This is a genomic window from Burkholderiaceae bacterium DAT-1, assembly GCA_019084025.1.
In the GTDB taxonomy this organism is placed as follows: Bacteria; Pseudomonadota; Gammaproteobacteria; order Burkholderiales; family Chitinimonadaceae; genus DAT-1.
Genome location: JAHRBI010000006.1, coordinates 136,314 through 161,415, shown reverse-complemented (window position 1 = coordinate 161,415; position 25,102 = coordinate 136,314). Strand labels below are relative to the sequence as shown.

22 protein-coding genes are annotated in these 25,102 nt (G+C 55.5%); 15 read left to right on the top strand and 7 right to left on the bottom strand.

Annotated features, from left to right (window positions below):
* The first annotated feature begins 45 nt into the window (after positions 1–45).
* From KSF73_13845 to KSF73_13825, 5 genes are all read left to right on the top strand, one after another.
* A complete protein-coding gene (locus KSF73_13845; GenBank protein ID MBV1776794.1) occupies positions 46–2,610 on the top strand; it encodes an autotransporter domain-containing protein in 2,565 nt (854 codons plus the stop codon).
* A 135-nt stretch (positions 2,611–2,745) separates the two neighbouring features.
* Positions 2,746–3,525 (top strand): transporter substrate-binding domain-containing protein, encoded by a 780-nt coding sequence (locus KSF73_13840; protein MBV1776793.1) that lies wholly within the window; start codon positions 2,746–2,748, stop codon positions 3,523–3,525.
* Positions 3,488–5,779 carry a TonB-dependent receptor gene (locus tag KSF73_13835; protein MBV1776792.1) on the top strand — a complete coding sequence of 764 codons (2,292 nt, stop codon included), beginning with the start codon at positions 3,488–3,490 and terminating at the stop codon, positions 5,777–5,779. The genes KSF73_13840 and KSF73_13835 overlap by 38 nt, the downstream gene beginning before the upstream one ends.
* A gap of 55 nt (positions 5,780–5,834) precedes the next feature.
* On the top strand, positions 5,835–6,206 hold the full coding sequence (locus tag KSF73_13830; protein MBV1776791.1) for a nuclear transport factor 2 family protein: 372 nt from the start codon (positions 5,835–5,837) through the stop codon (positions 6,204–6,206).
* A gap of 72 nt (positions 6,207–6,278) precedes the next feature.
* On the top strand, positions 6,279–6,506 hold the full coding sequence (locus KSF73_13825) for a hypothetical protein (GenBank protein ID MBV1776790.1): 228 nt from the start codon (positions 6,279–6,281) through the stop codon (positions 6,504–6,506).
* Here the strand turns inward: KSF73_13825 and KSF73_13820 are convergent.
* From KSF73_13820 to KSF73_13790, 7 genes are all read right to left on the bottom strand, one after another.
* A complete protein-coding gene (locus KSF73_13820; protein ID MBV1776789.1) occupies positions 6,503–7,345 on the bottom strand; it encodes a ParA family protein in 843 nt (280 codons plus the stop codon). The genes KSF73_13825 and KSF73_13820 overlap by 4 nt on opposite strands.
* 119 nt (positions 7,346–7,464) lie before the next feature.
* Positions 7,465–7,911, bottom strand: a complete 447-nt coding sequence (locus tag KSF73_13815) for an acyl-CoA thioesterase (GenBank protein ID MBV1776788.1) — start codon at positions 7,909–7,911, stop codon at positions 7,465–7,467.
* Between the two features lie 82 nt (positions 7,912–7,993).
* Positions 7,994–9,598, bottom strand: a complete 1,605-nt coding sequence (locus tag KSF73_13810) for a response regulator (protein MBV1776787.1) — start codon at positions 9,596–9,598, stop codon at positions 7,994–7,996.
* A gap of 64 nt (positions 9,599–9,662) precedes the next feature.
* Positions 9,663–10,340, bottom strand: a complete 678-nt coding sequence (locus KSF73_13805) for a HAMP domain-containing histidine kinase (GenBank protein ID MBV1776786.1) — start codon at positions 10,338–10,340, stop codon at positions 9,663–9,665.
* 87 nt (positions 10,341–10,427) lie between these two features.
* Complete coding sequence (locus tag KSF73_13800) at positions 10,428–11,993, bottom strand: FGGY-family carbohydrate kinase (GenBank protein ID MBV1776785.1); 1,566 nt, start codon at positions 11,991–11,993, stop codon at positions 10,428–10,430.
* A complete protein-coding gene (locus KSF73_13795; GenBank protein MBV1776784.1) occupies positions 11,983–13,569 on the bottom strand; it encodes a glycerol-3-phosphate dehydrogenase/oxidase in 1,587 nt (528 codons plus the stop codon). The genes KSF73_13800 and KSF73_13795 overlap by 11 nt, the downstream gene beginning before the upstream one ends.
* Before the next feature lie 18 nt (positions 13,570–13,587).
* A complete protein-coding gene (locus tag KSF73_13790) occupies positions 13,588–15,171 on the bottom strand; it encodes an FAD-binding oxidoreductase (protein MBV1776783.1) in 1,584 nt (527 codons plus the stop codon).
* A gap of 107 nt (positions 15,172–15,278) precedes the next feature.
* Here KSF73_13790 and KSF73_13785 point away from each other — a divergent pair, with 107 nt between their 5' ends.
* The 10 genes from KSF73_13785 (at position 15,279) to speB (ending at position 25,091) form a co-directional block, all read left to right on the top strand.
* Positions 15,279–16,295, top strand: coding sequence for an AraC family transcriptional regulator (locus KSF73_13785; GenBank protein ID MBV1776782.1), 1,017 nt, complete (start codon positions 15,279–15,281; stop codon positions 16,293–16,295).
* 79 nt (positions 16,296–16,374) lie between these two features.
* Positions 16,375–17,049 (top strand): (d)CMP kinase, encoded by a 675-nt coding sequence (gene cmk / locus KSF73_13780; GenBank protein ID MBV1776781.1) that lies wholly within the window; start codon positions 16,375–16,377, stop codon positions 17,047–17,049.
* Positions 17,050–17,160: 111 nt separating this feature from the next.
* A complete protein-coding gene (rpsA, locus tag KSF73_13775; GenBank protein ID MBV1776780.1) occupies positions 17,161–18,849 on the top strand; it encodes a 30S ribosomal protein S1 in 1,689 nt (562 codons plus the stop codon).
* Between the two features lie 24 nt (positions 18,850–18,873).
* Positions 18,874–19,164 (top strand): integration host factor subunit beta, encoded by a 291-nt coding sequence (locus KSF73_13770; protein MBV1776779.1) that lies wholly within the window; start codon positions 18,874–18,876, stop codon positions 19,162–19,164.
* Between the two features lie 155 nt (positions 19,165–19,319).
* Positions 19,320–19,631, top strand: a complete 312-nt coding sequence (locus KSF73_13765) for a LapA family protein (protein ID MBV1776778.1) — start codon at positions 19,320–19,322, stop codon at positions 19,629–19,631.
* Between the two features lie 75 nt (positions 19,632–19,706).
* Positions 19,707–20,870, top strand: a complete 1,164-nt coding sequence (gene lapB / locus KSF73_13760; GenBank protein MBV1776777.1) for a lipopolysaccharide assembly protein LapB — start codon at positions 19,707–19,709, stop codon at positions 20,868–20,870.
* A 36-nt stretch (positions 20,871–20,906) separates the two neighbouring features.
* Entirely contained in the window at positions 20,907–21,608 is a 702-nt protein-coding gene (pyrF, locus tag KSF73_13755) for an orotidine-5'-phosphate decarboxylase (protein ID MBV1776776.1), read from the top strand.
* Between the two features lie 60 nt (positions 21,609–21,668).
* Positions 21,669–22,982, top strand: a complete 1,314-nt coding sequence (locus tag KSF73_13750) for a UDP-glucose/GDP-mannose dehydrogenase family protein (protein ID MBV1776775.1) — start codon at positions 21,669–21,671, stop codon at positions 22,980–22,982.
* 54 nt (positions 22,983–23,036) lie between these two features.
* Entirely contained in the window at positions 23,037–23,981 is a 945-nt protein-coding gene (gene rfaE1 / locus KSF73_13745) for a D-glycero-beta-D-manno-heptose-7-phosphate kinase (GenBank protein MBV1776774.1), read from the top strand.
* A 144-nt stretch (positions 23,982–24,125) separates the two neighbouring features.
* A complete protein-coding gene (gene speB, locus KSF73_13740) occupies positions 24,126–25,091 on the top strand; it encodes an agmatinase (protein ID MBV1776773.1) in 966 nt (321 codons plus the stop codon).
* The last annotated feature ends 11 nt before the right edge of the window (positions 25,092–25,102 follow it).

The following is a 25,102-nucleotide window of genomic DNA, read 5'->3' as shown; positions in this document are numbered from 1 at the left end:
CTGGTATGTTGTACAAAACATGCCTAATCAGGAGACACATCGAATATGAAGCGCACCCTCTCTTCGCTGCTGGTGGGCACCGCACTGGCCACGCTTGCCCCGGTAGCCTCTGCCTACGATTTCAGTAACGTCTATTTTTTCGGTGATAGCCTGTCGGATGTTGGCTCATTTGCGAAAGTTGGCGCACCTTCGGATTACCGTTTCACCACCGATTTTGGCAAGCTGTACGCCGATTGGCTCTACGGCAAATATAAAAATGGCGCTGCCGCCAAGTCTGGCATTGCCGTGCCTGGCGGAACAGACTTTGCAGTGGCGGGTTCGACTGCTAATGCATATGCTGCAAGCGTATGGGGAACCGAGGCTCAAAAGCTGAATCTGTACCCGACGGTCGGCCAGCAGGTTGATTACTATCTGCAATCGAGTGGTGGCCGCGCCGATCCGAACGCCCTCTATACCGTCTGGATTGGTGGCAACGATGTTCAGGCAGCCCTGAACGATGCGGCTTTGAACGGCAACAACAGTTATGTGGCGCAGGCTGATATGGGCAAGGCTGCCCAGAATACGCTGGCTCAGGTGGATGCGCTCCGCAAGGCGGGTGCCCAGCATATCATGGTGCTGAATTTGCCGAATGTCGGTGTAACACCGGGTATCATCTATGGCTCGCTGGGACTGGTGAAATCCGGTCTGAATACAAGCATCAACGGCGCGGTGAACACGCTGGTTGCACCGCAAATTGCTGCCAGCGTTGCCGCGAGCAAGGTGCAAGGTGCACCATTGTCTGCAGCTATTCTGAGTCAGGTGGGGCAGGCACTGGGTGCTGCAGGTGTGCCGGCAGGTCTGGCTGGTTCGCTGGCAGGCAATGCGCAATTAAACGCAGCAGTGACATCCGCCCTAAGCAATGCAGCTGTTTCCACCACATCTGCCAACGCGGCAGTCAGCACTGCCCTGAATACTGCATTTAACACCAGCGTTGCACAGGCTGTCGCTCAGTCGCTGGCAAAAAATGGCAACTATCAGGCTGGCATGACCGCTGCCACCAATGCAGCTGCCCAAGCCGCGTTGACCGCTATCACGGGCAATGTCGTGAACGCGGCCGCCAATGGCCTGGCTTCCAGTTACGCGACTAACGCCGCCGATGCAGTGGTGAATGTCATTGCCGCTTCGCTGGTGCCCGCTATGGCACAGGCAGGCGTTACACTTCCGCAGCCCGTACTGGATGCGCTCACCGCGCAACTCAAGACCACTCTGGCTTCCCAGCTTCAGACTCAGGTGAGTGCCACCGTGAGCGCTAGCTTCAGTGCTCAATTGGGGGCGATGCTGTCTGCTTCCCTTGCAACGAGTTTTGCGCAGGCTCAGCAAGGTTTGTCCTCTGCTGCGGGTTCCCTCGTGAACAGTGTTTACAATCCGGCACTGAATGCGGGTTTGAATGAACGCGGCAACATTATCGAAATCGATATTAATCGCTTGTTTGCCGAAGTGATGGCCAATCCGCGTGCATTCGGTCTGGATAATGTCGCAGGAACTGCATGTGCCATCAGTGTGGGCGCATCAAGCTGCAAGAGTAACGGCGCGACATTTGATGCCAGCCAGCAATATCTGTTTGTTGATGGCGTTCATCCCACGCCGCTGGTACATCACGTGATTGCCCAGTTCATTGATCAAACGCTGGATGCACCGATGTTTGCTGCGCAGCTGGTGAATGCGCAGTATGCGCCTGCACAGGCAACCTTTGCCGCCATTGATAATCGCTCCGGCATGCGCAAGCAAGGGAATATCGACTGGTTTGCAAGCACAACCCGCTTGAGCAATCGTTACGCACCGGGCAATGACAACGTGGCGAACAATAGCAGCGACGTGGCGCTGACCATCGGTGGCGAATACCAAATGCGCTCTCATCTGGCAGCAGGTTTGGTGTTTACCGCTAGCCGCACCCGTTCCGAGATTCAAGATCCTTCGTCGATCAGTTTCATGACTGGTAAGTTCCTGGCCAGCAACGAAGTGATTGATGCGTATGTCCGGCACGAGTATGGTCCGATGACAGTGGGTGCTGATTTCATTCTGGGAAATGCGCGCTACACCGATATTCAGCGTACCTTCCAGCTGGGTGATCTCAAGCGAACCGAACGTGCGGATACCAGCGGTATTCAGGCTGGCTTGCGTGTGAATGCTCAGTATGTCATGCCGGTTGGCGACTTTAATATCACCCCGAATGTAAACCTGGCATTCCGTTCGACCCGTGTCGGGAACTACAACGAAGGCAATGTAGATTCAACTTCCATGCGTTTTGCCAAGCAGTCGGTTCGTTCCCTGCAAGCAAACGTCGGCCTGAAAGTGGATACGACCGTAGGCGACTTCAAGCCGTTTGCCTCGGTCAACGTGTTCAACGAAGGTAAGGATAAGGATCGTACAGTCACTTTTGCCCAGCAATCTGCTTCGGTGGATGGCACACTGCCAGTCTTTACGCCAGCAACTCACTATGTGACTGGCGCGCTGGGCGTGACTGGCAAGCTGACGCGCTCGGTCTCTGCTTACGCCAGCTATACGCAATCCTTCAAGCTGAAGAATGAAAACCGCGAAGCAGTCTCCGTTGGTCTGAGCGGTACATTCTGATCAGAACGACCTGAAAAACGCGCAATTTTTGCAAACCCGGCTTCGGCCGGGTTTTTTCATGCGCATCCTTGAACTAGATTGATAGTGGCGATCCAGCATATGTGTGTGCATTGCTGACATTCAAGGGAGTGGGGGATGCGAAGCCTGTATTGGCGCGCAGTCTGGGTGTGTGTACTGCTATGCACTTGTGTGCAGGCAGAAACACGCCTGCAATTGACCCTGGCTTCTGTGAATTATCCACCCCTCATTGATGATCGGCTGCGTGGCGGTGGAGTCCTCACGCAAATTGTGGATGCAGTGTGTAAACGTGCAGGCATTGATGTGCGCTTCGAAACTGTTCCCAACAATCGCGCCATGAGTGGGATGATGAAAGGCTGGTACAGCGGTAGTTACGGATGGAGCCATTCGCCGGAACGCGATGCAAAACTGCTCTTCTCGACCCAGCCGGTTTATACATTTCATATGGTGTTTTTCCAGCGTAAAGGGGAAGTCTTTCCGTGGAAAGCGCTCGCGGATTTGGCGCCATACCGCATTGGCATGACCGCAGGCAATCACTATTCCGACGAGTTTTCTCGCTTGATTACCGCAAAAGTGCTGCGTGTGGACGAGGCGACAAGCGAACTCTCCAATATGCGCAAGCTACTTGCAGGACGAATCGACCTGTTTCCGATGGAGGAAACGGCTGGAAGGTTTATGGTTCAGACCGAGTTTGCTCCGGCCGAACAGCTCAAACTTGAGGCACAGAGCAAATCTATGTGGGACGTACCAACCTATCTGGTACTTCGCAAAGATCTTGCTAATGCGACAGAACTGATGAGCCGCTTTGATCGTACATTTGCAACAATGATGAAGGCGCGTGAGATCGAAAGGATCATTGATGAAGCGGAGCGCGACTGGATGGTACGACGCCGTTAGCAGCGTGCGTGCTTTGGTGGTGGCCCTGATATCTGCCTTGTCGAATAACACTTGGGCGGAGGAGGGTGCAGATCCGGAGACCCCGGTTCGACTGGATGCGGTGGTCGTTCATGCTCAGAAGCGAGAGGAGCAATTGCAGCGAGTGCCCATGCACGTTGAGGTGATCGACTCTGGTACGCTGGCGAAAATGGGTGTAACAACTGCAGCCGATTTGGCTCGAGCGACCCCGGGATTGACGGTGCTATCGGCAGGGCCGGGGCAAAATATACTCAGCATGCGCGGGATTGCATCTTCTGCGGGAACCGCCGGGACAGTGGGCTACTATCTCGACGATACGCCCATATCTGCATCCAGCAATGCAGCTTTATTATCGGTTCGCGGCCTGATGGATCCTGCTCTGCTGGATATTGCGCGGACTGAGGTGCTGTTTGGGCCGCAGGGTACCTTATATGGCTCCAGCTCGATGGGTGGAACAGTCAAATTCATTAGCCGCCCGGTCGATTTTAAGCGGCAATCGATGACGCTCGGGACGGAGCTGGCACATACCACGGAGGGTGGCTGGAGCCGCAGTATTCAAGGGGGCATCAATCTCCCACTTTCAGATTCGGCAGGGATCAAGCTGTCTGCCCTGCTCCGCGAAAATGATGGATTTATTGATCGTGCAGGCATACAAACGAGCAACTACCTGCAGATAGACCCCGCTATTGCGCGTCAGGCCGGTGTGAATACAGAGCACACGGAAGGTGGTCGTGCGACAGTGCGGTTGCGATCAGCCGATGGAACGGACATCAGTGCTTCACTGCTGCATCAATACACGCGAACGGGGGCGCCGTTTCAGTTTGATATGCCGCCGGGTACTCTGGCACACCCTGTACAAACCCGCATGGTGGATGAGCCTGCTACACAATACTCAACCATAGCTAATCTCACGTTACGCAAGCAGATTGGCGATATCGATCTGATGTCGGCGACCTCCTGGTATTCGCGGACGGTCAATATGGCGGAGGATGGTTCCAAGGTCTTATTTGCATTGATTAATGCGTCGGGGCAAGACCATATCTATCCGACGGTCATGAACGGGTCTTATGCAAATCGGGAATGGACAGAGGAAATTCGTGCGCGCATGCCGCTCGCCGCAGGGGACATCATTGCGGGTGTTTTCTATCATCATGTTGATGCACCGTTGCACTCAGTCATTCCGGTTCCACCCGGATACAACGAGACATTTGGCACGCGCTACGACCTACTGTTTCGGGGTGCCCGACAGGCAAGTGTGCGCGAATGGGCAACCTTTTCGGAGATCAGCCATCCGCTGTCAGATACCCTGCGTTTCAATCTGGGTGCGCGGGCATTTTCCATTCGGCAGTCATTTGCCCAGCAAGGAGATGGCTTGTTTAATGGCGGAGCCTCGGAAGTGAAGGGGGATGCAAGTGACCATGGCGTCACGCCGCGCGCTGTGCTGTCCTGGCAAATCAATCCTCAGCAGATGGCGTATGCAAGTCTCTCCAGAGGCTATCGTCAGGGGGGGCCGAACAATCCGGCGCCCGAAGCGGTGTGTGGTAATGACGTACGCAAACTTGGCATGTCCGAAGATGCGCTTAAACGTTTCGCGGCAGATACGCTTTGGAGTAAGGAGCTGGGATTCAAGGGGAGCCTGCTCGAGCGCACGCTCTTTTTCAATGCCGTGTTGTATCAAATGGATTGGCAGGATGTGCAGCAACAAATTGTGCTGCCTTGCGGGTTTAATATCACGGCCAATTTTGGTTCTGCGCGCAGTCGAGGTGCCGAGATTTCGCTCATATGGCAACCTGACCGTGCATGGGAGACCCGTGTGTCTGTTTCTCATACGGATGCGCGCCTTGAAAACGATGTACTCGGGACGTCTGCACAAGCAGGGGATAATTTGCTGAACGTGCCTCACTGGACAGCAGCCTGGTGGGCAGAGCATCGCTTTGCCTGGCGGGGTGACTCGACCTATGTGCGCCTGGACTACACCTTTACGGGTAGTGCCGATACCTTGTACGAACATCAAAGCCTGTTTCGACGCCGCGCAGGGTTTGGTGTATTCAATGTACGCACCGGCCAAGTCGCACGGCAGGGCAGGATTGGATGGTCGATGTTTATTGAGAATCTGACCAATAAAATGGGGCAGACTGATTTGCCCGTGGCCATTTTTGCCGATCTAAACGACACACGAAGAATCGCCATCAATCGTCCGAGGACGATCGGACTAAACGTCGATTTCGCATTCTAACTGCGCAAGATCGGTGGATTAGGTATGCTCCCTCCCTCTAAAGGGGGGCTTACACATGTCAATGTCGGAATCAGCAGTTCAAGCGCTTGTTTTGGCGCAGGCGCAACTGGACGCATATAACACCCAGAATCTTGACGCATTTCTCGCCTGTTACGCGGAAGATGTCATCGTAACCCGTGATGACGGTAGTCCTCCCGCCGTGGGTAAAGCAGCCATGCGCGAGCGCTACGGTAAGCTGTTCAAAGACTTCCCTCAAAACCGAGCCATTCTGCTTGGGCGCGTCCATGTTGGCCCGTGGGTTTTTGACAGTGAGCAGGTGATTGGCCGTGGCGATCAGGCCTTATATGTGGTGGCGCAATATCTGGTACAGGATGGACTGATTCGCAAGGTGAATTTTTATTCCGAGCATCCGCATTTGCCAGAATGAAACAACCGCATGTGAGCACATGGATTCCCATGTACGCCTTGCTATGCTGAATCAAAGGGCGAGGGATATATCATGCAGAAATTCGGATTCCGCATCAAAACGCGCGCAGGTGCCGTGGTCGATAATCTGGTGATTCAGGGACAGGACATGGCTCATGCCGAAAGTAAATTGCGCCAGATTTACCATCAGGCGCAAATTGTGGAGGCGTGTGTCCTGAGTGATGTGCCAACAGGTCAGGTGAATGATCTGGAGGGTGCAATCTCCCTGATTTTGAGTCAGGAAGATCCGCTAGGGCGTTAACGCTGCGCGACACGACGCACGGTTCGTACCACCGCTGGCAGGTCGGCAGTCATTTCATCCAAGGTGGGCAGGCCTGGCAGGAAGCCGCAGGCCTTCAACTCTTCGTACAGCGCCTGATGGTCATGCGCACCACGACTATGGGGCGCATAATCGAATACATTCTGTCCTGAATAGGGACTCTCTGCGACCGCCACATTCTCGGTAAGGTGGGTTTCGCATAGTTCGCTGCCAAAGTGTGCGCGCAGCGTTTCTTCTATACTCCATGACATCTTTCTACGGGAATCAAAGCGGGTGAGCACATAGCGCCGCGTCACCCGCTGCTTGAGTACGCGAGTCATGGCATTGAGGGTACGTTCGACTTGCATGGCACCTTTAACGGCCAGATAGTCCGCTGAAACGGGGATGAGTACCCGATCAGCCGCGAAAATCGCAGAAAGCGATAACACGCCCAACATGGGGGAGCAGTCGATAATGATGGTTCGATCCGGCCCGGAAAACAACTCGCGCTGCAAGCCCATTTTTAGGCGATTGAGAATGTCGGGGCCTTTTCCGTACTGCGTATCAACCTTAGATAGTTCCAAATGTGCCGAAAGCAATTTGCCCTTGCCCGGCACATCTCGCACAATCTGGCGAAGCGGCTTATGGTCACGATAATAGGCATATACACTTTCCGCAGAATCGGTGGCTGCCTGACCCAGTAATTGAGAAAAGTGCGCCTGTGGGTCAAGGTCGATGAAAAGCGGTTGAATATGCTCCCTGTTCATCGCGGCGGCTAAGTTAAATGCCGTCGTCGTCTTGCCCACACCGCCCTTCTGGTTGAAGATTGCGATGCAAGTCATTGTTATTTCTGCCTTCTTGTTTTTCAGGTGGATGTCTTTTTTATAGGCTCCACAGACAAGCGCAGCAAGGAAAAACAAGCCATTTCCGTAAAATAGAACGGAAATGCATCCGTATACGATTAAGTCACCGATATAGGTCTGATGACTGCAGATTCATAACACTGTCTGAATTCGTCTGGTAGGCGCTTGGGCTTGCCTGTACTGATTTCGATGCATACCAGATCCCATTTTGCGCGCAGTACCGTTGTCTGATCGGATGCTCTGATCATCTGGAACACGCGGGTCATGCCGAGTCTGCCATGTCCGGCCACCAGCCAGGTACCCAGGATCAGTGCGTCACCGAGGCTTGTAGGTTGAATGTAGTCGTACTCGCCTTTTCGGATTGCCATGGCTCGATCAAGTCGGCGGTAATCTTCGACCGTCATGCCCAGCTGTCGGGAATGCGCCCATCCGGCTGACTCGCACCATTTCACGTAAACAGCATTGTTGGTGTGGTTCAGTCCGTCAATGTCATCCATTGCAGGGGAGATCTGCAAGGTAAAGGGGGAGGGATAGTCCCAGTTCATGGCGTGGTCTTGTGGATCAGGGAACCGGGACTGTAGCACGAGCGTCAGTGATTACTCATCGGCGGCTGCAATTCATGATTGATTACGCCGACACCCTTGCCTTAAATTTATCAAAGCGCCGCGCGAGATCCATTCCACGTGGCTCGTCGGGTTGGAGCCGATTGACCTCTGCGAGAAGGGTTTCCACTTCTTCCACCAGTGACAATTCCTCGTCACTTTTCTCCAGCATGAGTAGCATCACATATATGGTATTCAATAGTAGGCGGACGTTTGTTGGCATCATCTTGCGAGCATCGCGCATTAGATTAATAGCCTCTAGCAGTTTGCCTTCTCGCGTCAGGAGTACGCCTTTGTCCATGAGCTCGGTGGCCTCCCGGCTGGCAGATTCAACCAATTTCTTGCCTGCCTCGCTCATATCTGCCTTGTCGAAAACCGATTGCACTTGCTCACAAATATAGGGATTGTAATGATTGTTGCGTATGACGGATTGCAGTAAGGATAAACCTTTATCCTTTTCGTACATGCCGCCCGATAGCAACATGAGCTTGGCCATTTCCATGGTGACGGTCGGGCTCATTTGAATGGCTGCTTCATCCGCTACATTCCGTAATTTACCAGCGATTTCCTTGGCTTTGGCCTGTGGTCCATTTTCCTGATAAACCACACCCTCTGCAATGGTCGCTTGGATTGCAATATTATCTCCGGTAAATTGCTTTTTAAGATCATTAATCGCACGCAATGCTTCTTCTGGCTTACCTGCCGCGCTTTTGACTTTGGCAAGGCAAAAATAGGAATCAGGCGACTTAAATATGGAATTCGCACCAGAGGCAACAGATTTTGCATATGCTTTTTCTGCAACGACTAAGTCACCGGTTTCAAGTGCGACATCACCTAATAATTTCTGGCGGCCCGTGGAGTTTGGCGATAGCTTCACCGCACGTTCCAGTATGCCCTTGGTTTCCTGACGCAGACCCTGCTGTTGCAGGGTTTTGGCAAGACCATCATACGCTTCAATGTAGGCAGGATTTTCATTAATAACAGATTCAAACAATGCTTTTGCATCGTCTAACTTACCTTGCTGCAGACGGATTTTTGCTAACCCGGTTTTAGCCCAGGGGAAATCACGGCGAGCAAGAATTGAATCGTATAAATCTGCTGCTTTACCTAATTCCCCCATGCTGACGAGAATGCCACCCTTCAGCTTCATTAAATCAATGACATTGGCTTTATCCGTCTGGATGCGATCATCACACGCGCGCAGTGCTTTAGGTAAGTCTTTGTTGCGCATTGCCTGATCAATTTCCAGAAGTGATGCCTTTTTTGACCAGGTTTTTTCTAAGCGGGTAAATATCAGAGCCGCCGTTAGCGGCTTGACCAGATAGGCATCAGGCTGGAATTCGGCTGCGCCAAACACCGCGTCTGCGGTTTTCTCGCCCGAAATCATGATCCACACGCACGCAGGGCCAATCATATTGCGGTATTTGGCTTCTTCCAGTACCTGCTGGCCATTTTTGCCTGCACCGAGGTTAAAGTCGCAAAAAACAACGTCATATGCTTGTGCGCTCAGGCGTGTAATCGCTTCATTGCCATTTGTGGCTAGATCAATATGACGGGCACCTTTCTCGCGCAGAATGTCCCGTAATAGCGATCGCATTCCCTGAAAGTCATCAACAATCAGGATATGCATGTTTGCGTAATCGTCAGTTGCTTGCCACATCGTATTCGCCTCGAACCGTATTCAGCCTGCCTGATCAGGGAAGGGTAATGACAAAGCATCCACCACCAAGCGTACCGCCATTCTCAAGCTTGACCGCACCTTGGCGGCGATGATGCTTGTGCAGACGGGCGACTTGTTCGGAGAAATACAAGCCCAGCCCTGTGCCACTCATAGCGCGATCACTGGTAGAGATTTCGGATGGCGTCAGTTCCAGCATGGCCGCCGGATAGCCTCTCCCGTTGTCTTCAATATGCAGTGAAAGGAGCTTATCGTGGACTTCAGCCTTGAGCAGGATGCGATCTTGGGTATATTTGCTGGCATTGTTGATCGCGTGCGAAACCACGCTAGTCATCAGATATTCATCCATCGGCCAGAAAAGGTCATCTTCCGCCGCAATCTCCACTTTGATCTTGCGGGAATCGAGCAGGGTGCGCATGGGCAGCGTGCTTTCCTCCAGCATGCTTGGCACATGAATGTCGTGGATGTCGACCGGATAGGCAGATAAGCCGAGTTTGTACAGGGTGAGCAGGTGGGTAAGATTACCGTTGATCCGCTTCACCTCGTAAAACATCTGAGCGACGGATGCAAAGCGATCCGGCTCGGTTTGCAGGATCTGCTCGATGGCGGCATCCAGAACCGCGATTGAATTCTTGATATCGTGCGCCGCCGAAAACAGAAAGGTTTCCATTGTCGGCTTGCTTGGTTTTGGCATGATTCCTCCCCGCAAGGGTGTGTCCGCTGCTACTTTTAATCTAGCAGCTGATCATCCATGGGGAAGGATTTTGCACCGAAATAATGCTTATTCGTACTCGCGCGGATAGCCGGTGATGCGGCGAATGTCGGCATACAGCGGTTGCAGCCGTTCGTACATCTTGCGGTAGACACTCTGGTAGAGATCGTCATAGATGGCGTGATGCTGGGCATTCGGCTCAAATTCACGCTCTACGCGCGTCATTTCTTTCACCGCCGATTTGAAGTCAGGATACAGTTTTAGCCCGACTGCGCTATCAATGGCGGCGCCGAGCCCGGATGTTTCATAGACATGGGGTCGCGACGTCGGTAGCCCAAAGATATCCGCACTCAATTGCATGGCACCATTGCTTTGCGATCCACCGCCAGAAATACGCAGCGAGGTAAATCGCTTGCCGCCTCGCTTTTCGATGCGTTCACCGCCTTCGCGCAGGGCATAGGCCAGTCCTTCGAGGATGGCACGGTAGAAGTGTGCGCGCGTATGCACATCGCCAAACCCGATAATCGCGCCCTTGGCTTCCGGCCCGGGCAGACGAATGCCGGGGCTCCAGTAAGGCTGCAGCATAAGACCCATCGATCCGGGCGGAACGGATGCTAGCAGCTCGTCGAACAGTTCTTCTGCCATCTGTCCGCCATCTTGCTCGGCCATCTGCTCCAGATGCCCGAATTGCTCCTTGAACCAACTCACCATCCAGTAGCCCCGGAAAATCTGGATTTCCGTATTCCAGGTGCCGGGCAGGGCGCCGGGATAGGGCGGGATAAAAGGGGTGGCTTCGAGATACTTGCTGCGACTCGAATTGATGGTGGCGGTAGTGCCGTAACTCAGGCAGCCGATATCCGGTTCAACGCAGCCTGCGCCCAGCACTTCACAGGCCTTGTCAGCGGCTGCAGCGAGTACTGGCGTGCCTTCCGGGATGCCGCTGGCTTCGGCGGCTGACCTGCACACCCGCGACATGACTGTGCCCGGCTCGTGCAGGGCTGGCAGCATTTCGGGACGGATGTCCATCGCCTGCCACTTCCAGTCGCTGGCAGGCGCCCAGCGCAGCTTCTTGAAATCAAAGGGCAGAAAGCCGACTTGCGATGCCACCGAATCCACAAATTCGCCGCACAGGCGGTAATTCAGAAAGCCCGATAGCAGCAGGAATTTATGCGTCTGCTTCCAGAGGTCTGGCTGACAGGCCGATAGCCAATTGGCTTCCGCCTCCCGCTGGAAATAGGCAATGGTATCGTCCACGCGGGCCAGCTTGAATGCCGCCCGCCACATCGCGGAAATCTTGGGTGAACGCGGGCTCTTGCGTTGGTCCAGCCATGTAATGGCCGGGCGCAGGGGCTGGCCTTTTGCATCAATATTGATGACGGTGCCGCGCTGGGTGGTGACTGATACCCCGGCAATACGCTCGCGGTACTGCGGAAAGTCGTGCCAAACCTGCTGGCAGGCTACACAGGCCGATTGCCAGAATGCTTCGGCATCGTGTTCGTGCCAGCCCGGTTCAGGCGAGGTGTAGTCGTCCAGCGGCACGCGTGCTTTAGCCAGCAGATTGCCATGCAGATCAAATACCAGTGCGCGCACACTCTGGGTGCCATTATCAATCGATAGCAATAAATCACGCGACATGGAAAGACGTCCTTTCAAGGCCGGAAACCGCTTGCTCCGGCAGGCTGTAATGTTGATTCCAGATAATGCGCCAGCGCGACCATTCGATCTGCCATTTCACCGCATCCCACCCCAGTTCGTCTGCGCACATGGCCTGAAGGGTGTCTTTCAGTGTGGCCGCGCCATCGCGTACCACCAGTCCCAGCCGTGTTCGCCGCAGCAATAAATCGTCCAGATGCACCACATGCTCGTGCTGCAGCGCCCAGCGTACTTCAGCGAGCAATCGATCCTGACCGACAAAGCCATGCCACTCGTCGTGGCGGGCGGACTGCATCAGGGTCTCGAGCCGCTTGCCATGTCGTCCGCGCAAGCCTTGCCAGGCCGATGCGCCCAGTCCCGGCAAAGTAGGCGGCGCGCCATCCTTGAATACAGGCGCACGCTTGAGCCGGTGCAGCCCCAGCACGTCGCGTCCGGCCTTCAGTGCATCTCGCGCCATGCGCCGGAAGGTGGTGAGTTTGCCACCTGTTACGCTGATCATGCCGGGCATGGTCCAGACTACGTGATCGCGACGTTCTTTGGATGGATCGCCACCCTGACCACCCACCACCGGCCGCACGCCGGACCAGGTCGATAGAATATCCGGCTTGCCCAGTTTCACCGCCGGGAAAGCATGTTTGCACGCACGGAGCAGATAGTCGCACTCTTGCTCGCTGATTGCCGCCTCAAGTTCCAGATCCTCGTGATGGTCGATATCGGTAGTGCCCACCAACGTATGCCCTTGCCACGGATAAGCGAACACGGGGCGACCGTCGTCGGGATGATTGAAAGCCAGTGCCTGTGATAGGGGCAGCGCATGGCCATGAACCAGCAGATGACTGCCACGCAAGGGGCGAATGGCCTGCTTGCCATGCAATCTGTCCGCCCATACGCCGCTGGCATTAATGATCAATCTGGCTTTGATGGCCTGCACTTCATGCGTCTGCCCACATTCCGCACTTACACCGGTGGCCACGCCGTTTTCAATGAGCGGTAACGCGCGGGTGTAATTGCGCAAAGTCGCGCCTTCGGATTCAGCATCCAGTAACACCCGAAGCACCAGACGAGCATCGTCGGTAGACGCATCCAGATATTGATGCGCAGCCTTCAGGCCCTGCTTGCGAATGCTTGGCATCTGCTTCAGGGCTTCTTCGGCATTCAGCTTGCGGTGCCGCCAGTGTCCGGAAAGCAGGTCGTACATGCCGAGTCCGATATCCATTACGGCCGGCGATGTGCCCGGCACATCCTGATAATGCGGCCACAGAAAGGGCATCGGCTCGACCAGTCCCGGCGCACCTTTCATCAGCGCATCCCGTTCCACTACTGATTCCCGCGTCAGGCGTAGATCGCCTTCCTTCAGGTAACGCAATCCGCCATGTACCAGCTTGGATGAGCGGCTGGATGTCCCCCATGCAAAGTCTTTCTGTTCCAGCAGCAGGGTACGCAGCCCGTTACGTACCGATTCGAGTGCGACGCCTGCACCGGTAATGCCACCGCCGATGATGATGACATCCCACTGCTGTTCACTGAGTTGTGCAAGGCTTGGACGCGATGTCCCCATGATGAGACTCCTGTCAGATCAGTCGCACAGCTTGCCCGGATTCATGATGCCGTCCGGATCGAAATGATTGAGCATGTCACGCAAGGCTGCCATGCCGCGTTCACCCTTTTCCGCCTTGAGATACGGCGCGTGGTCCAGCCCTACGCCATGCTGATGGCTGATAGTGCCGCCATACGCCACGATGGCATCGCAGGCGGCGCGCTTGATGGTCTGCCAGCGCTGCAGGTCTTGCTGATAATCGCCGGTCAGACGGAAGACATAGGTGGTGTAGGCGCTGGAGCCCTGTGCATAGACGTGCGACAGGTGGGTATACACGTGTACCGGCTCGCCGCCCAGCGCATCGCGTACTGCCTGTTCCACGGCCTGGATGTAGGGGGTAATGCGCGGCCAGTCGAGTGCGGTTTCGAAGGTATCGACGGCATAGCCTTCCGCCCACAATGCATTGCGTAGATACACGTTGCGATAACGTCCGGCCTTCCATTTTTCGCCCAGCTTGGCCCCCGCATACACGCCGCCAAACGAACGGAAGATGCGTTTTGCGCGCGCAAAGGTCTGTTTACACTCACCCGGCGTGCCGGTGAAGCCAGCCAGCAACATGCATTTGCGATCACCACACCCGCGTAGCGCCAGATAACGCTCCAGCAGGCGGATAGACGCGTGATCGCCCGCCAGCTTTAGCGTGGTAAAGGTTTCCGGCGTATTGGAAACACGGAGCATGGACACCGGCACCCGCGCCTGCACCAGCGCGCGTGCGGCTTGTTCTGCGGCATGCCAGTCCGGGAAGAACCATCCTCGGAAGGTCTCGGCTTGTGAAATCGCGTGAATGCGCACCGTTACTTCGGTCAGAATCCCCATGCGACCTTCGGAGCCCAGCACCCATTCGCGCAAGTCCGGGCCAGCCGCGGAAGCGGGGAAGGTAGGCAATTCCAGTGTGCCGGTCGGGGTTTCCAGGCGGCCACCGGCAAACATCTGTTCAATGCGGCCATACATGCGCGATTGCTGGCCGGAGGAGCGGGTCACCACCCAGCCGCCTAGTGTCGAATACTCGAACGACTGCGGGAAATGGCCCAGCGTATAGCCCTGTGCACGCAATTGTGCTTCCAGATCGGGACCGGTGACGCCCGCCTGAAACGTGGCCAGCATGCTTTGCTTGTCAATACTGAGCAGCCTGCGCAGACGTGCCATCGATACGCACAGAGAGGGGCGATGGCCGCTTGGAGTCAGATGCCCGACCACGCTCGTGCCGCCGCCATACGGAATCACTTCGGCACCGCACACACGCGCCAGACGTAGCAATTCAGCAACATCTTCGTTGGATTCCGGAAAGGCGACTGCATCATGCACCGGATCAAGCTCGCCATGGCGCAGGGCCAGCCAGTCGGGCAGACTCTGTCCGCGTGAATGCAGCAGACGGGTCTTCGGGCTGCGGTCCAGCAGCGGGTGCTCGGGCAGGCGCGAATCCGGCAGGCGCGACAACACTGCCTCCAGAGTGGCATCATCCGGGCGGCGTGCGCCGGGAACCCGTTCACGCAAAAAGCCCAGTGCAGACTCTGGCAATGCCAGTTCGACCTGATCGTCACCCCATCCGTTCCAACGTCGCATGCTTGTCGTTCCTTAAAAGCGCGGTTATCCAATTGACGCAAGATTAAGGGAGAGTCTGCAACAATAACTTGCTCGCTTGTGCCAATAGATTTGATAAATTACGCCACATGAAGCATCCCCGCGTCACCGCCCCCTTTGCCCAACCTCTGATCGACACCTGTCAGCGTCTCGGCCTCGACTGGCGCGCCGGTCTGACTGAGGTCGGCATACATGTCACGCAGCCGGTTATCGCCGACGACATGTCTGTCGAATCCTATCTGCAGCTCTTGCAATGGGGTGAGCAGGCATCCGCTTGCGATGACTTTGGCCTGCAGGTCGGGCAGTCGGTCAAGCTCGCCTCGTATACCGTGTACGGCATGATCATGATGGCGTGCAGCTCGGTCGGCGAGGCCTTGCAGGCGGTGATGCGCTATGAAGGGCTGGCGCATGATCTGGGCCTGTCGCAATTGCGCGTCGAGGGCGATCTGGCGGGCTACTACTGGCGCAGTCCGTGGAGCGATCGCACGCCAGCACTGGCATCCAGCATTTTTGCCGGCATCATGGTGTCCGCCCGCTGGCTACTGGGGCCGGATATCAAACCGGTTGCAATGCAATTCTCGTTCGCGGCGCCGCTCGATACAGCGCCGTGGGAAGCCTTTTTCGGCTGCCTGGTCACGTTCGGGGCAGATGATCACGTGGCCTGGTTTGATGCTGCGCTGCTTGATCATCCTTTGCCCAATGCTGACCCGGCCTTTTATACGATGCTGACCGGCCATGCCGACCACCAGCTCGCTGCCAGGCAAGCCGCTGCCGCTGATGGCGAGGATGATCTGATCGACACGGTTCGCAAGCATCTGATGCGCCTACTCCCCACCGGACTACCCAAGATCGACGTGATTGCGCGTGAGCTGAATGTTTCATCCCGCACGCTGCAGCGCCGCCTGAGCGGGGCAGGGTGGACCTTTCAACGCCTGCTGGACGACACCCTGCAGGCGCTAGCCAAGCAATATCTCGCCGACCCCGCCATGCGCATGACGGATATCGCATTCCTGCTGGGCTACAGCGAACAAAGCGCCTTCAATCACGCCTTCCGCGAATGGACAGGCTGTTCGCCGCGGCAGTGGCGGGAGCAAAATGGGGTCTGACTGCCTATCAACCACTCGACAAGTTCTGCCGCAGCCCACACAATAACGGGCTTTGCATCATCCGTCGTCGAGGTAAAACGTGTCCCAGCATCGTATTCCGGTTATCGCCATTGATGGCCCCTCGGCTTCCGGCAAGGGCACAGTTGCGGCGCGCGTGGCCACGCGACTTGGCTTTCACTATCTTGACTCGGGTTCGCTGTATCGCGTTACCGCGCTGGCAGCGCTGGAACGCGAAATCGAATGGGATGACGAGGCAGGCGTGACTGAAGTGGCGCGCACCCTGAATGTCGTGTTCGAAGATCATCTGGTGCTGCTGGACGGTCTGGATGTCGGCGACGACATTCGCAGCGAACGTATTGGCGAAGGCGCCTCCAAAGTGGCGGCCATGCCAGCCGTGCGCGCGGCGCTGCTGCAGCGTCAGCGCGATTTCCGCATGGCACCGGGGCTGGTGACGGACGGTCGCGATATGGGCTCCGTGGTGTTTCCCGACGCAGATTTAAAGATTTTCCTCACTGCATCCGCTGAAGAGCGCGCAAATCGCCGCTATAAACAGTTGATTGCAAAGGGTGAGCAGGTTATACTCGTTCAAATTTTGGCCGACATCGAACAGCGTGATGCCCGTGACCGGGCCCGTTCGGTGGCGCCCTTGATGCAATTGCCCGATGCGCGTCTGCTCGATACATCTGATCTGAGCATCGATGCTGCGGTCAATGCAGTGCTGGATTGGTGGAACAGCGTGTTGCTGTCTGCCTGATAAGGTGCCGGACTGGCGCAATGCCCGTCTGGTTTCTTTTTAACTAACCCCCGAACGTGAGCGCCAGACAGGTGTCTGGCAGGATGTCCGGGCGATTTGGAAATTCCTTACATGACCTCCATGGAAAGTTTTGCCGCCCTCTTCGAGGAAAGCCTGACCCGTCAAGAGATGCGCGCAGGTGAAGTGATCACCGCTGAAGTCGTTGCTGTTGAAGACAAGTTCGTTGTCATCAACGCCGGCCTGAAGTCGGAATCGCTGATCGACATCAACGAATTCAAGAACGATCAAGGCGTGGTTGACGTCAAGATCGGTGACTTCGTGCAAGTGGCAATCGAAAGCCTCGAAAACGGTTTCGGCGAAACCAAGCTCTCCCGCGACAAGGCTAAGCGCCTGGCCGCATGGATCGAGCTGGAAGAAGCACTGGAAGCTGGCGAAATCAAGTCCGGTCTGATCTCCGGCAAGGTCAAGGGTGGCCTGACTGTGATGATCAACGGCATCCGCGCATTCCTGCCGGGTTCGCTGGTCGACATCCGCCCGATCAAGGACACCAGCCCGTTCGAAGGCAAGACCATCGAATTCAAGGTGATCAAGCTGGATCGCAAGCGCAACAACGTTGTGGTTTCCCGCCGTGCCGTGCTGGAAGAAACCATGGGCGAAGAGCGCGAAAAGCTCCTGGCTACCCTGCAAGAAGGCGCAATCGTCAAGGGTATCGTCAAGAACATCACCGACTACGGTGCGTTCGTGGACCTGGGCGGTATCGATGGTCTGCTGCATATCACCGACCTGGCATGGCGCCGTGTCAAGCACCCGTCCGAAGTTCTGGCCGTGGGCGACGAAGTTACCGCTAAGGTCCTCAAGTTCGACCAAGAGAAGAACCGCGTGTCCCTGGGTCTGAAGCAACTGGGCGAAGATCCGTGGGTGGGCCTGGCTCGTCGCTACCCGTCCGGTACCCGCATGTTCGGCAAGGTCACGAACCTCACCGACTACGGTGCGTTCGTTGAAATCGAACAAGGTATCGAAGGTCTGGTCCACGTGTCCGAAATGGACTGGACCAACAAGAACATCCATCCGACCAAGGTTGTCCAGCTGGGCGACGAAGTCGAAGTGATGATTCTGGAAATCGACGAAGACCGTCGTCGTATCTCCCTGGGTATGAAGCAGTGCATGCCGAATCCGTGGGACGACTTCCAGGCTACATACAAGAAGGGCGACAAGATCCGTGGCGCCATCAAGTCGATTACCGACTTCGGTGTGTTCATTGGTCTGCCAGGCGGCATCGATGGCCTGGTTCACCTGTCCGACCTGTCCTGGAACGTTGCTGGCGAAGAAGCTGTCCGCAACTACAAGAAGGGCGACGAAGTCGAAGCCGTTGTGCTGTCCATCGATGTTGAGCGCGAGCGCATCTCCATGGGCATCAAGCAGCTCGAAGGTGATCCTTTCAACAACTACGTCTCCACCAGCGACAAGGGCGCGATCGTTCGCGGTACCGTCAAGTCTCTGGATGCCAAGGGTGCCGTTATCGCCCTGACCGACGAAGTCGAAGGCTACCTGCGTGCGACCGAAGTTTCCCGTGACCGCGTGGAAAACATCGGCTCCGTGCTGAAGGAAGGCGACGAAGTTGAAGCCATGATCATCAACGTTGATCGCAAGAATCGCTCGATCAACCTGTCGATCAAGGCCAAGGACAGCGCTGACGAATCCAGCGCCATGAGCAAGATTGCTTCCGAGTCGGTTGCCAATGCTGGTACCACTAACCTCGGCGCACTGCTGAAGGCTAAGCTGTCGGGTAGCAACGAGTAATTGCTTATGTCGCTCGATAGCCCCATGACGAAGTCCGAGCTGATCGCAAAGCTCGCGGCGCGTTATCCGCAGTTGGTGGCAAAAGATGCTGAACTGGCCGTCAAGACAATACTGGATGCCATGGCAGGCAGTTTGTCTAGCGGTCAGCGGATTGAAATCCGCGGGTTTGGCAGCTTTGACCTCAACTACCGTCCGCCCCGTACGGGTCGGAATCCCAAGTCGGGAACCAAGGTCGCGGTTCCGGAGAAGTATGTTCCGCACTTCAAGGCGGGCAAAGAACTCCGTGAACGTGTCGACGTGAGTGGTGAAAGCTGAGCGCATCAGGACTCGGAATGAGAATAACGGTGTCAGGAAACTGACACCGTTTTTTTGTTCGTGCGTCACCGAGGTGCCGAAAGTAAAAATCTGAATTACATCGTGATGCACAACGCGATACAATTCACTATTCTGCCGATTATGCGAGTGATGCCATGCGCTATCTGTCAGCTCTGTTCAAGGTAACCATCTTCTTGGTGCTGTTCGGCTTCGCAATGCGCAATGTAGGCATTGTCGAGGTCACTGGCTTGCTGGGCGGCGTGGCCACTGCGCCGTTGGCCGTCGTGTTATTCCTTGCATTTCTGCTGGGCGCAGGTGCGGGCGTGCTGGCCATGACGACGCATATGGCTCGCATGCGCAAGGAAATAGGCGAGTTGCGTCGCCAATTGCGCACCCACACCGAGCGCGCAGATCCTGTCGCCGTCGAGGTGAGTGACATCGATCATCCGCTGGACGCGGTGGTCTAAGCTCCCCGATCTGATTTAATCAGGCTAACCTCAAGATGTTGGCCTATTTAGTGAACACCGATTTCTGGAGCTCATGTGGAATTTCAAGCCTGGTGGTTGATCCTCCTCGCCGTATTTTTCGGTTTAGGCTGGCTCACTGCCCGTGTAGACATCAAGCATGTTCTTGCTGATTCAAAGCTATTACCCCGTCAATATTTCGAGGGGCTGAACCACCTCCTGAACGAGCGCACGGATCGTGCCGTGGACGTGTTTGTTGATCTTGCACGGAATCATGCAGAAACAATCGAATTGCAATTCGCACTCGGCCATTTGTTCCGACGCAAAGGTGAACTCGAACGCGCCATCCGTATGCATCAGAAATTGCTGGGGCGTGCCGAGCTGAAACCATTTGAGCGGCAAAGTGCCGAATTTGAACTAGCGCTGGATTTCATGAAGGCAGGTTTGTTTGACCGCGCAGAAGAGCTGTTCGGCAAACTGGATGAAACGGAATTTGCACGTGCCGCCAGAAATCATCTGCTAGATATCTATCAGCAGGAAAAGGAGTGGTACAAAGCCATTGAGGTGGCGCAACAGCTGCGTGACACCAGTCATACATATCAGCATGAAATTGCCGAGTTCTACTGTGAGTTGGCGACTAGTGCCATGACGCGCTCGCAACCTGCCGAGGCACGGCAGTTGTTGCAGCAGGCGTTGGCGGAACATCGGAAATGTGTTCGTGCGCATCTACTGCTCGGCGATCTGGAAGCGACCAATCAGAACTGGTCCGAAGCAATTGAGGCATGGCTGAAAATTGAATCACAGGATCATCGCTTTATTCCGTTTGCCGCACGGAAACTCCTCAATGCGTACGATCAATTAAATCGCTCAGATGAGGGAACCGCTCTATTGAAGGGCTTTCTCAGTACCTATCCCGAGCTGGATATGCTGGATATTGTGCATGAGCGGATTGCAACGCAAGAGGGGCAGGATGCTGCTGATCAATGGCTGGGTGCGGAACTAAGGCGAAATCCAACCATGCCGGGATTGCTGAGATTGCTCGATGCGCAAGCGCAGTCGGCACCGGTTGAGAAGAAGGCAGAGCTAGATATCACGCTTCGACTGGTCAATGATGCCACACGAGGCGTGTCGATGTATCACTGCTCAAGTTGCGGCTTCAAGGCTCGTCAATACTTCTGGCGCTGCCCGGCCTGTAACGATTGGGAGTCATTCCTCCCGGCACGCGGCCAGACGCGCGCGTAGCGAGCTGTGTTTCAGGAATTAGATAGGTAAATGGCAATGAATGATCCTAAAGTAGTCGTCCCGCTTGATTTTGATTCGGCGAATGCCGCACTGGCTTTTGCGGATCGGGTCACACCGGCAATGTGCCGGTTGAAAGTGGGCAAGGAACTCTTTACGCATGAAGGCCCGGCACTTGTACGTAACCTGCAAAGCCGTGGGTTCGATATCTTTCTGGATCTGAAATTCCATGACATTCCGAATACCGTTGCGCAAGCGGTCAAGGCGGCGGCTGATCTTGGGGTCTGGATGGTCAATGTCCATGCCTCTGGTGGCCGCAAGATGATGGAAGCAGCGGCAAGGGGCATTGCCGATCGCAAAGATCGTCCGATTCTGATTGCGGTCACCGTTTTAACCAGCATGGACGCGTCCGATCTGGCTGAGATTGGCTTACCCGCACCTGAGGTGCAGGTTCCAAAGCTTGCGGCGCTGACCCGTGACTGTGGTCTGGATGGCGTAGTGTGCTCGGCGCAAGAAGCAACCGCGCTGAAAGCCCTGTGCGGGCAGTCGTTCAAGCTTGTGACGCCCGGCATTCGCCCTGCGGGCGCAGCGCTTGATGATCAGAATCGCGTGATGACCCCTGTCGAAGCCGTCAAAGCGGGCTCCGACTATTTGGTAATTGGCCGGCCGATCACGCGTGCAAGTGATCCCATTGCCGTACTGAAAGAAATAAATGACAGTCTAGGCAGCATGGCTTTGTAAGCACATCGCCTTTGACTTGTTTGCAGTACGAAATAGCAAGAATATCAGGATGGAGTAAGCATGAGAGTCACAATCATTGGTAGCGGGTACGTTGGACTGGTTACCGGAACGTGTTTGGCAGAAGTCGGTAACGATGTTGTTTGTCTCGATCTGGATCAAGCCAAGATCGACACCCTGAATCAGGGCGGCATTCCGATTTACGAGCCTGGCCTTGAAGAAATGGTCAAGCGCAATGTGGCCGCTGGCCGCCTTCGCTTTACCACGGATATCGATTTTGCTGTCGAGCATGGCGTGATTCAGTTTATTGCTGTCGGTACGCCTCCGGGTGAGGATGGTTCGGCAGATCTGAAATACGTGGTTTCCGCCGCCCGCAATATTGGCAAGCGGATGAATGAATATCGACTGGTGGTCGATAAGTCGACTGTGCCAGTCGGCACTGCTGACAAAGTTACTGCGGCATTGCAAGAGGAGTTGGATGCACGCGGTTCGCAGCTCAATTTTTCTGTTGTATCCAATCCCGAGTTCCTGAAAGAGGGCGCGGCCATTGAAGACTTCATGCGTCCAGATCGAATCGTGATTGGTGCGGATGATGAAAACGCAGCGCACATGATGCGCCAGCTTTACAAGCCGTTCCAACGCAATCACGATCGTCTGATTGTCATGGATGTCCGCTCAGCAGAGCTGACAAAATATGCCGCCAACGCCATGCTGGCAACGCGCATCTCCTTCATGAACGAACTGGCTAATCTGGCAGAGGTCATGGGGGCGGATATTGAACTGGTTCGCCAGGGCATCGGGTCGGATCCGCGCATTGGCTACCATTTCCTGTATCCCGGTGTCGGCTACGGCGGTTCCTGCTTCCCGAAGGACGTCAAAGCCCTGTGTAAAACTGCCGAGGAAAACGGCATGACACTGAAGGTGCTTGAGGCGGTAGAGCTGGCGAATAGCGCCCAGAAGCAGCGTCTGGTGCAAAAGGTTGAAAAGCATCTGGGCGCCGATCTCAAGGGCAAGCATTTTGCGCTGTGGGGTCTGGCATTCAAGCCGAATACCGACGATATGCGCGAGGCGCCAAGCCTGGAAGTCATTGGTGCCCTGCTGGCGCGCGGTGCCACTGTAACCGCTTATGATCCGGTTGCTGCCCATGAAGCATCCAAGACGCTCGGCGATACCATTGAGTACGCCACATCACCTATTGCAGCACTGGAAGGTGCCGACGCCCTGGTGATCGTGACCGAGTGGAAGGAGTTCCGCAGCCCGGATTTTGATGTGATCAAGGCCAAGCTGAAACAGCCAATGATCATTGATGGTCGTAATCTGTATGATCCGGAATATCTGCGCCGCATTGGCTTCACCTACGACGCGATTGGCCGCTGAGGTCGAGTCAGGGGAGGGCGATCCTCCCCATTTTCAACTGGAATAGTATCCCCGATGGTTGTAAATCCCGTTCAGGAAAAGCTGAAAAACGCCCGCGTGCTGGTGGTGGGCGATGTCATGTTGGATCGCTACTGGTTTGGCGATGTGAGTCGAATCTCTCCGGAAGCGCCGGTGCCTGTTGCGCGCATCATGCGCACAGAAGATCGCGCCGGTGGTGCGGCCAACGTCGCGCGGAATATTGTCGCCATTGGCGGTCAGGCAACGCTATTGTCCGTGACGGGCAATGATGAAGCCGCCGATTCACTCGACAAGGTGCTGTCGCAGCACGGAGTACGTGCTTCGCTTTATCGTGATGAGAGCATTACCACCACCATCAAGCTGCGTGTTGTCGCGAGACAGCAGCAATTGATCCGCATTGATTTCGAACATGCACCTAGTCACGAAATCCTTGCAGCCAAACTCGAAGAGTTTCGCCGTGAACTGGCCGAACACGACGTGGTTGTGCTGAGCGATTACGGCAAGGGTGGCCTTACCCATGTGACCAGCATGATCGAGGCCTCGCGCGCTGCAGGGAAGCCCGTACTGATCGACCCGAAAGGCGATGACTATTCGCGTTACGCCGGAGCAACCTTGCTCACACCTAATCGCGCGGAGTTACGCGAAGTCGTAGGGAAGTGGCGCGATGAGGCTGATCTTGTGACACGCGCAACGGCGCTGCGTAACGAGTTGAATCTGGATGCCTTACTGGTGACGCGCAGCGAAGAGGGAATGAGCCTCTTCGGTGCCAATGGCGTAACAAATGAGCCAACCGTCGCCCGTGAAGTGTTCGATGTATCCGGTGCAGGAGATACCGTGATTGCTACGCTTGCGGCGATGTTAGCGGCGGGCGAAACCCTGCCTGAGGCAATGCGCTGGTCGAATCGCGCAGCCGGTATCGTGGTAGGTAAGCTGGGCACGGCTGTAGCGACGGCTGAGGAATTATTCGGCCAGTCGGCTTAATACATCCCCGTTTGCGCTCTGCGCCTAGCCTTTCAATTATTCGCATCTTGGGTGCGGCAGCCTTGAGCCGTCGGCTGCAAAAAGCATGGACGGTAGTCGATGAGCTGGGCTATCCAGCTCTAGGCGCAATCAGGAATACGTGCAATGTCAGACCTGATTCGTGGCGACGGCGCAATCCGTCGTGATTCTTTGTATGGCAGCTCGATTGAAAACACCTACGCGGGTGTGCTGAGCTTCATGCGTCGTAACTATTCCCGCAATCTCGATGGCGCCGATGTCGTCGTCAGTGGCATTCCACTTGATCTGTCGGTTACCTTCCGCTCGGGTGCGCGCCAGGGGCCACAGGCAATTCGTGCAGCCTCTGTTCAGCTGGCCGAGCTGAAGCCATTTCCGTGGGGATTCGATCCGTTCGACGATTTGGCAGTCATTGACTACGGCGATTGCTGGTTTGACGCCCACAATCCCATGACAATCCACGACTCGATTGTCGAGCATGCCCGGACAATTATTGCGTCCGGTGCCAAAATGCTAACCTTCGGTGGCGATCACTATGTCACCTATCCCTTACTGAAGGCGCATGCCGAAAAATATGGCCGCCCCCTGTCCCTGATTCACTTTGACGCCCATTGCGATACCTGGCCGGATGATTCACCCGATAGCCTGAATCACGGCACCATGTTCTACAAAGCGGTTAAAGATGGTTTGATCGATCCTGCGACATCGGTTCAGGTAGGTATCCGCACATGGAATGATGATTACATGGGCGTACATCAACTGAATGCGCCATGGGTACACGAGCATGGCGCGCTTGCCACGCTCAAACGCATTCTGGAAATCGTGGGTGATCGCCCAACGTATCTGACATTCGATATCGACTGTCTGGATCCCGCCTTTGCGCCGGGGACAGGTACGCCTGTGCCGGGTGGACTCTCAAGTGCTCAGGCATTGTCCATCATCCGCGGGATGCAGCCTGTGAACCTGGTCGGGATGGATGTGGTTGAGGTGTCGCCTGCATTTGATCAAAGCGAGATTACCGCACTGGCGGCAGCCCATGTTGCGGCTGATCTGCTGTGTGTGCTGAGAAATCGAAAGCTTGAAGGTAAGCTGTAAGTGTTAAAGGC

What these genes read in the sequence shown, in the direction of transcription:
- KSF73_13845 (MBV1776794.1), top strand. Translation starts at nt 46, where the DNA reads ATGAAGCGCACCCTCTCTTCGCTGCTGGTGGGCACCGCACTGGCCACG.
- KSF73_13840 (MBV1776793.1), top strand. Translation starts at nt 2,746, where the DNA reads ATGCGAAGCCTGTATTGGCGCGCAGTCTGGGTGTGTGTACTGCTATGC.
- KSF73_13835 (MBV1776792.1), top strand. Translation starts at nt 3,488, where the DNA reads ATGAAGCGGAGCGCGACTGGATGGTACGACGCCGTTAGCAGCGTGCGT.
- KSF73_13830 (MBV1776791.1), top strand. Translation starts at nt 5,835, where the DNA reads ATGTCAATGTCGGAATCAGCAGTTCAAGCGCTTGTTTTGGCGCAGGCG.
- KSF73_13825 (MBV1776790.1), top strand. Translation starts at nt 6,279, where the DNA reads ATGCAGAAATTCGGATTCCGCATCAAAACGCGCGCAGGTGCCGTGGTC.
- KSF73_13820 (MBV1776789.1), bottom strand. Translation starts at nt 7,345, where the DNA reads ATGACTTGCATCGCAATCTTCAACCAGAAGGGCGGTGTGGGCAAGACG.
- KSF73_13815 (MBV1776788.1), bottom strand. Translation starts at nt 7,911, where the DNA reads ATGAACTGGGACTATCCCTCCCCCTTTACCTTGCAGATCTCCCCTGCA.
- KSF73_13810 (MBV1776787.1), bottom strand. Translation starts at nt 9,598, where the DNA reads ATGCATATCCTGATTGTTGATGACTTTCAGGGAATGCGATCGCTATTA.
- KSF73_13805 (MBV1776786.1), bottom strand. Translation starts at nt 10,340, where the DNA reads ATGCCAAAACCAAGCAAGCCGACAATGGAAACCTTTCTGTTTTCGGCG.
- KSF73_13800 (MBV1776785.1), bottom strand. Translation starts at nt 11,993, where the DNA reads ATGTCGCGTGATTTATTGCTATCGATTGATAATGGCACCCAGAGTGTG.
- KSF73_13795 (MBV1776784.1), bottom strand. Translation starts at nt 13,569, where the DNA reads ATGGGGACATCGCGTCCAAGCCTTGCACAACTCAGTGAACAGCAGTGG.
- KSF73_13790 (MBV1776783.1), bottom strand. Translation starts at nt 15,171, where the DNA reads ATGCGACGTTGGAACGGATGGGGTGACGATCAGGTCGAACTGGCATTG.
- KSF73_13785 (MBV1776782.1), top strand. Translation starts at nt 15,279, where the DNA reads ATGAAGCATCCCCGCGTCACCGCCCCCTTTGCCCAACCTCTGATCGAC.
- rpsA (MBV1776780.1), top strand. Translation starts at nt 17,161, where the DNA reads ATGACCTCCATGGAAAGTTTTGCCGCCCTCTTCGAGGAAAGCCTGACC.
- KSF73_13770 (MBV1776779.1), top strand. Translation starts at nt 18,874, where the DNA reads ATGACGAAGTCCGAGCTGATCGCAAAGCTCGCGGCGCGTTATCCGCAG.
- KSF73_13765 (MBV1776778.1), top strand. Translation starts at nt 19,320, where the DNA reads ATGCGCTATCTGTCAGCTCTGTTCAAGGTAACCATCTTCTTGGTGCTG.
- pyrF (MBV1776776.1), top strand. Translation starts at nt 20,907, where the DNA reads ATGAATGATCCTAAAGTAGTCGTCCCGCTTGATTTTGATTCGGCGAAT.
- KSF73_13750 (MBV1776775.1), top strand. Translation starts at nt 21,669, where the DNA reads ATGAGAGTCACAATCATTGGTAGCGGGTACGTTGGACTGGTTACCGGA.
- rfaE1 (MBV1776774.1), top strand. Translation starts at nt 23,037, where the DNA reads ATGGTTGTAAATCCCGTTCAGGAAAAGCTGAAAAACGCCCGCGTGCTG.
- speB (MBV1776773.1), top strand. Translation starts at nt 24,126, where the DNA reads ATGTCAGACCTGATTCGTGGCGACGGCGCAATCCGTCGTGATTCTTTG.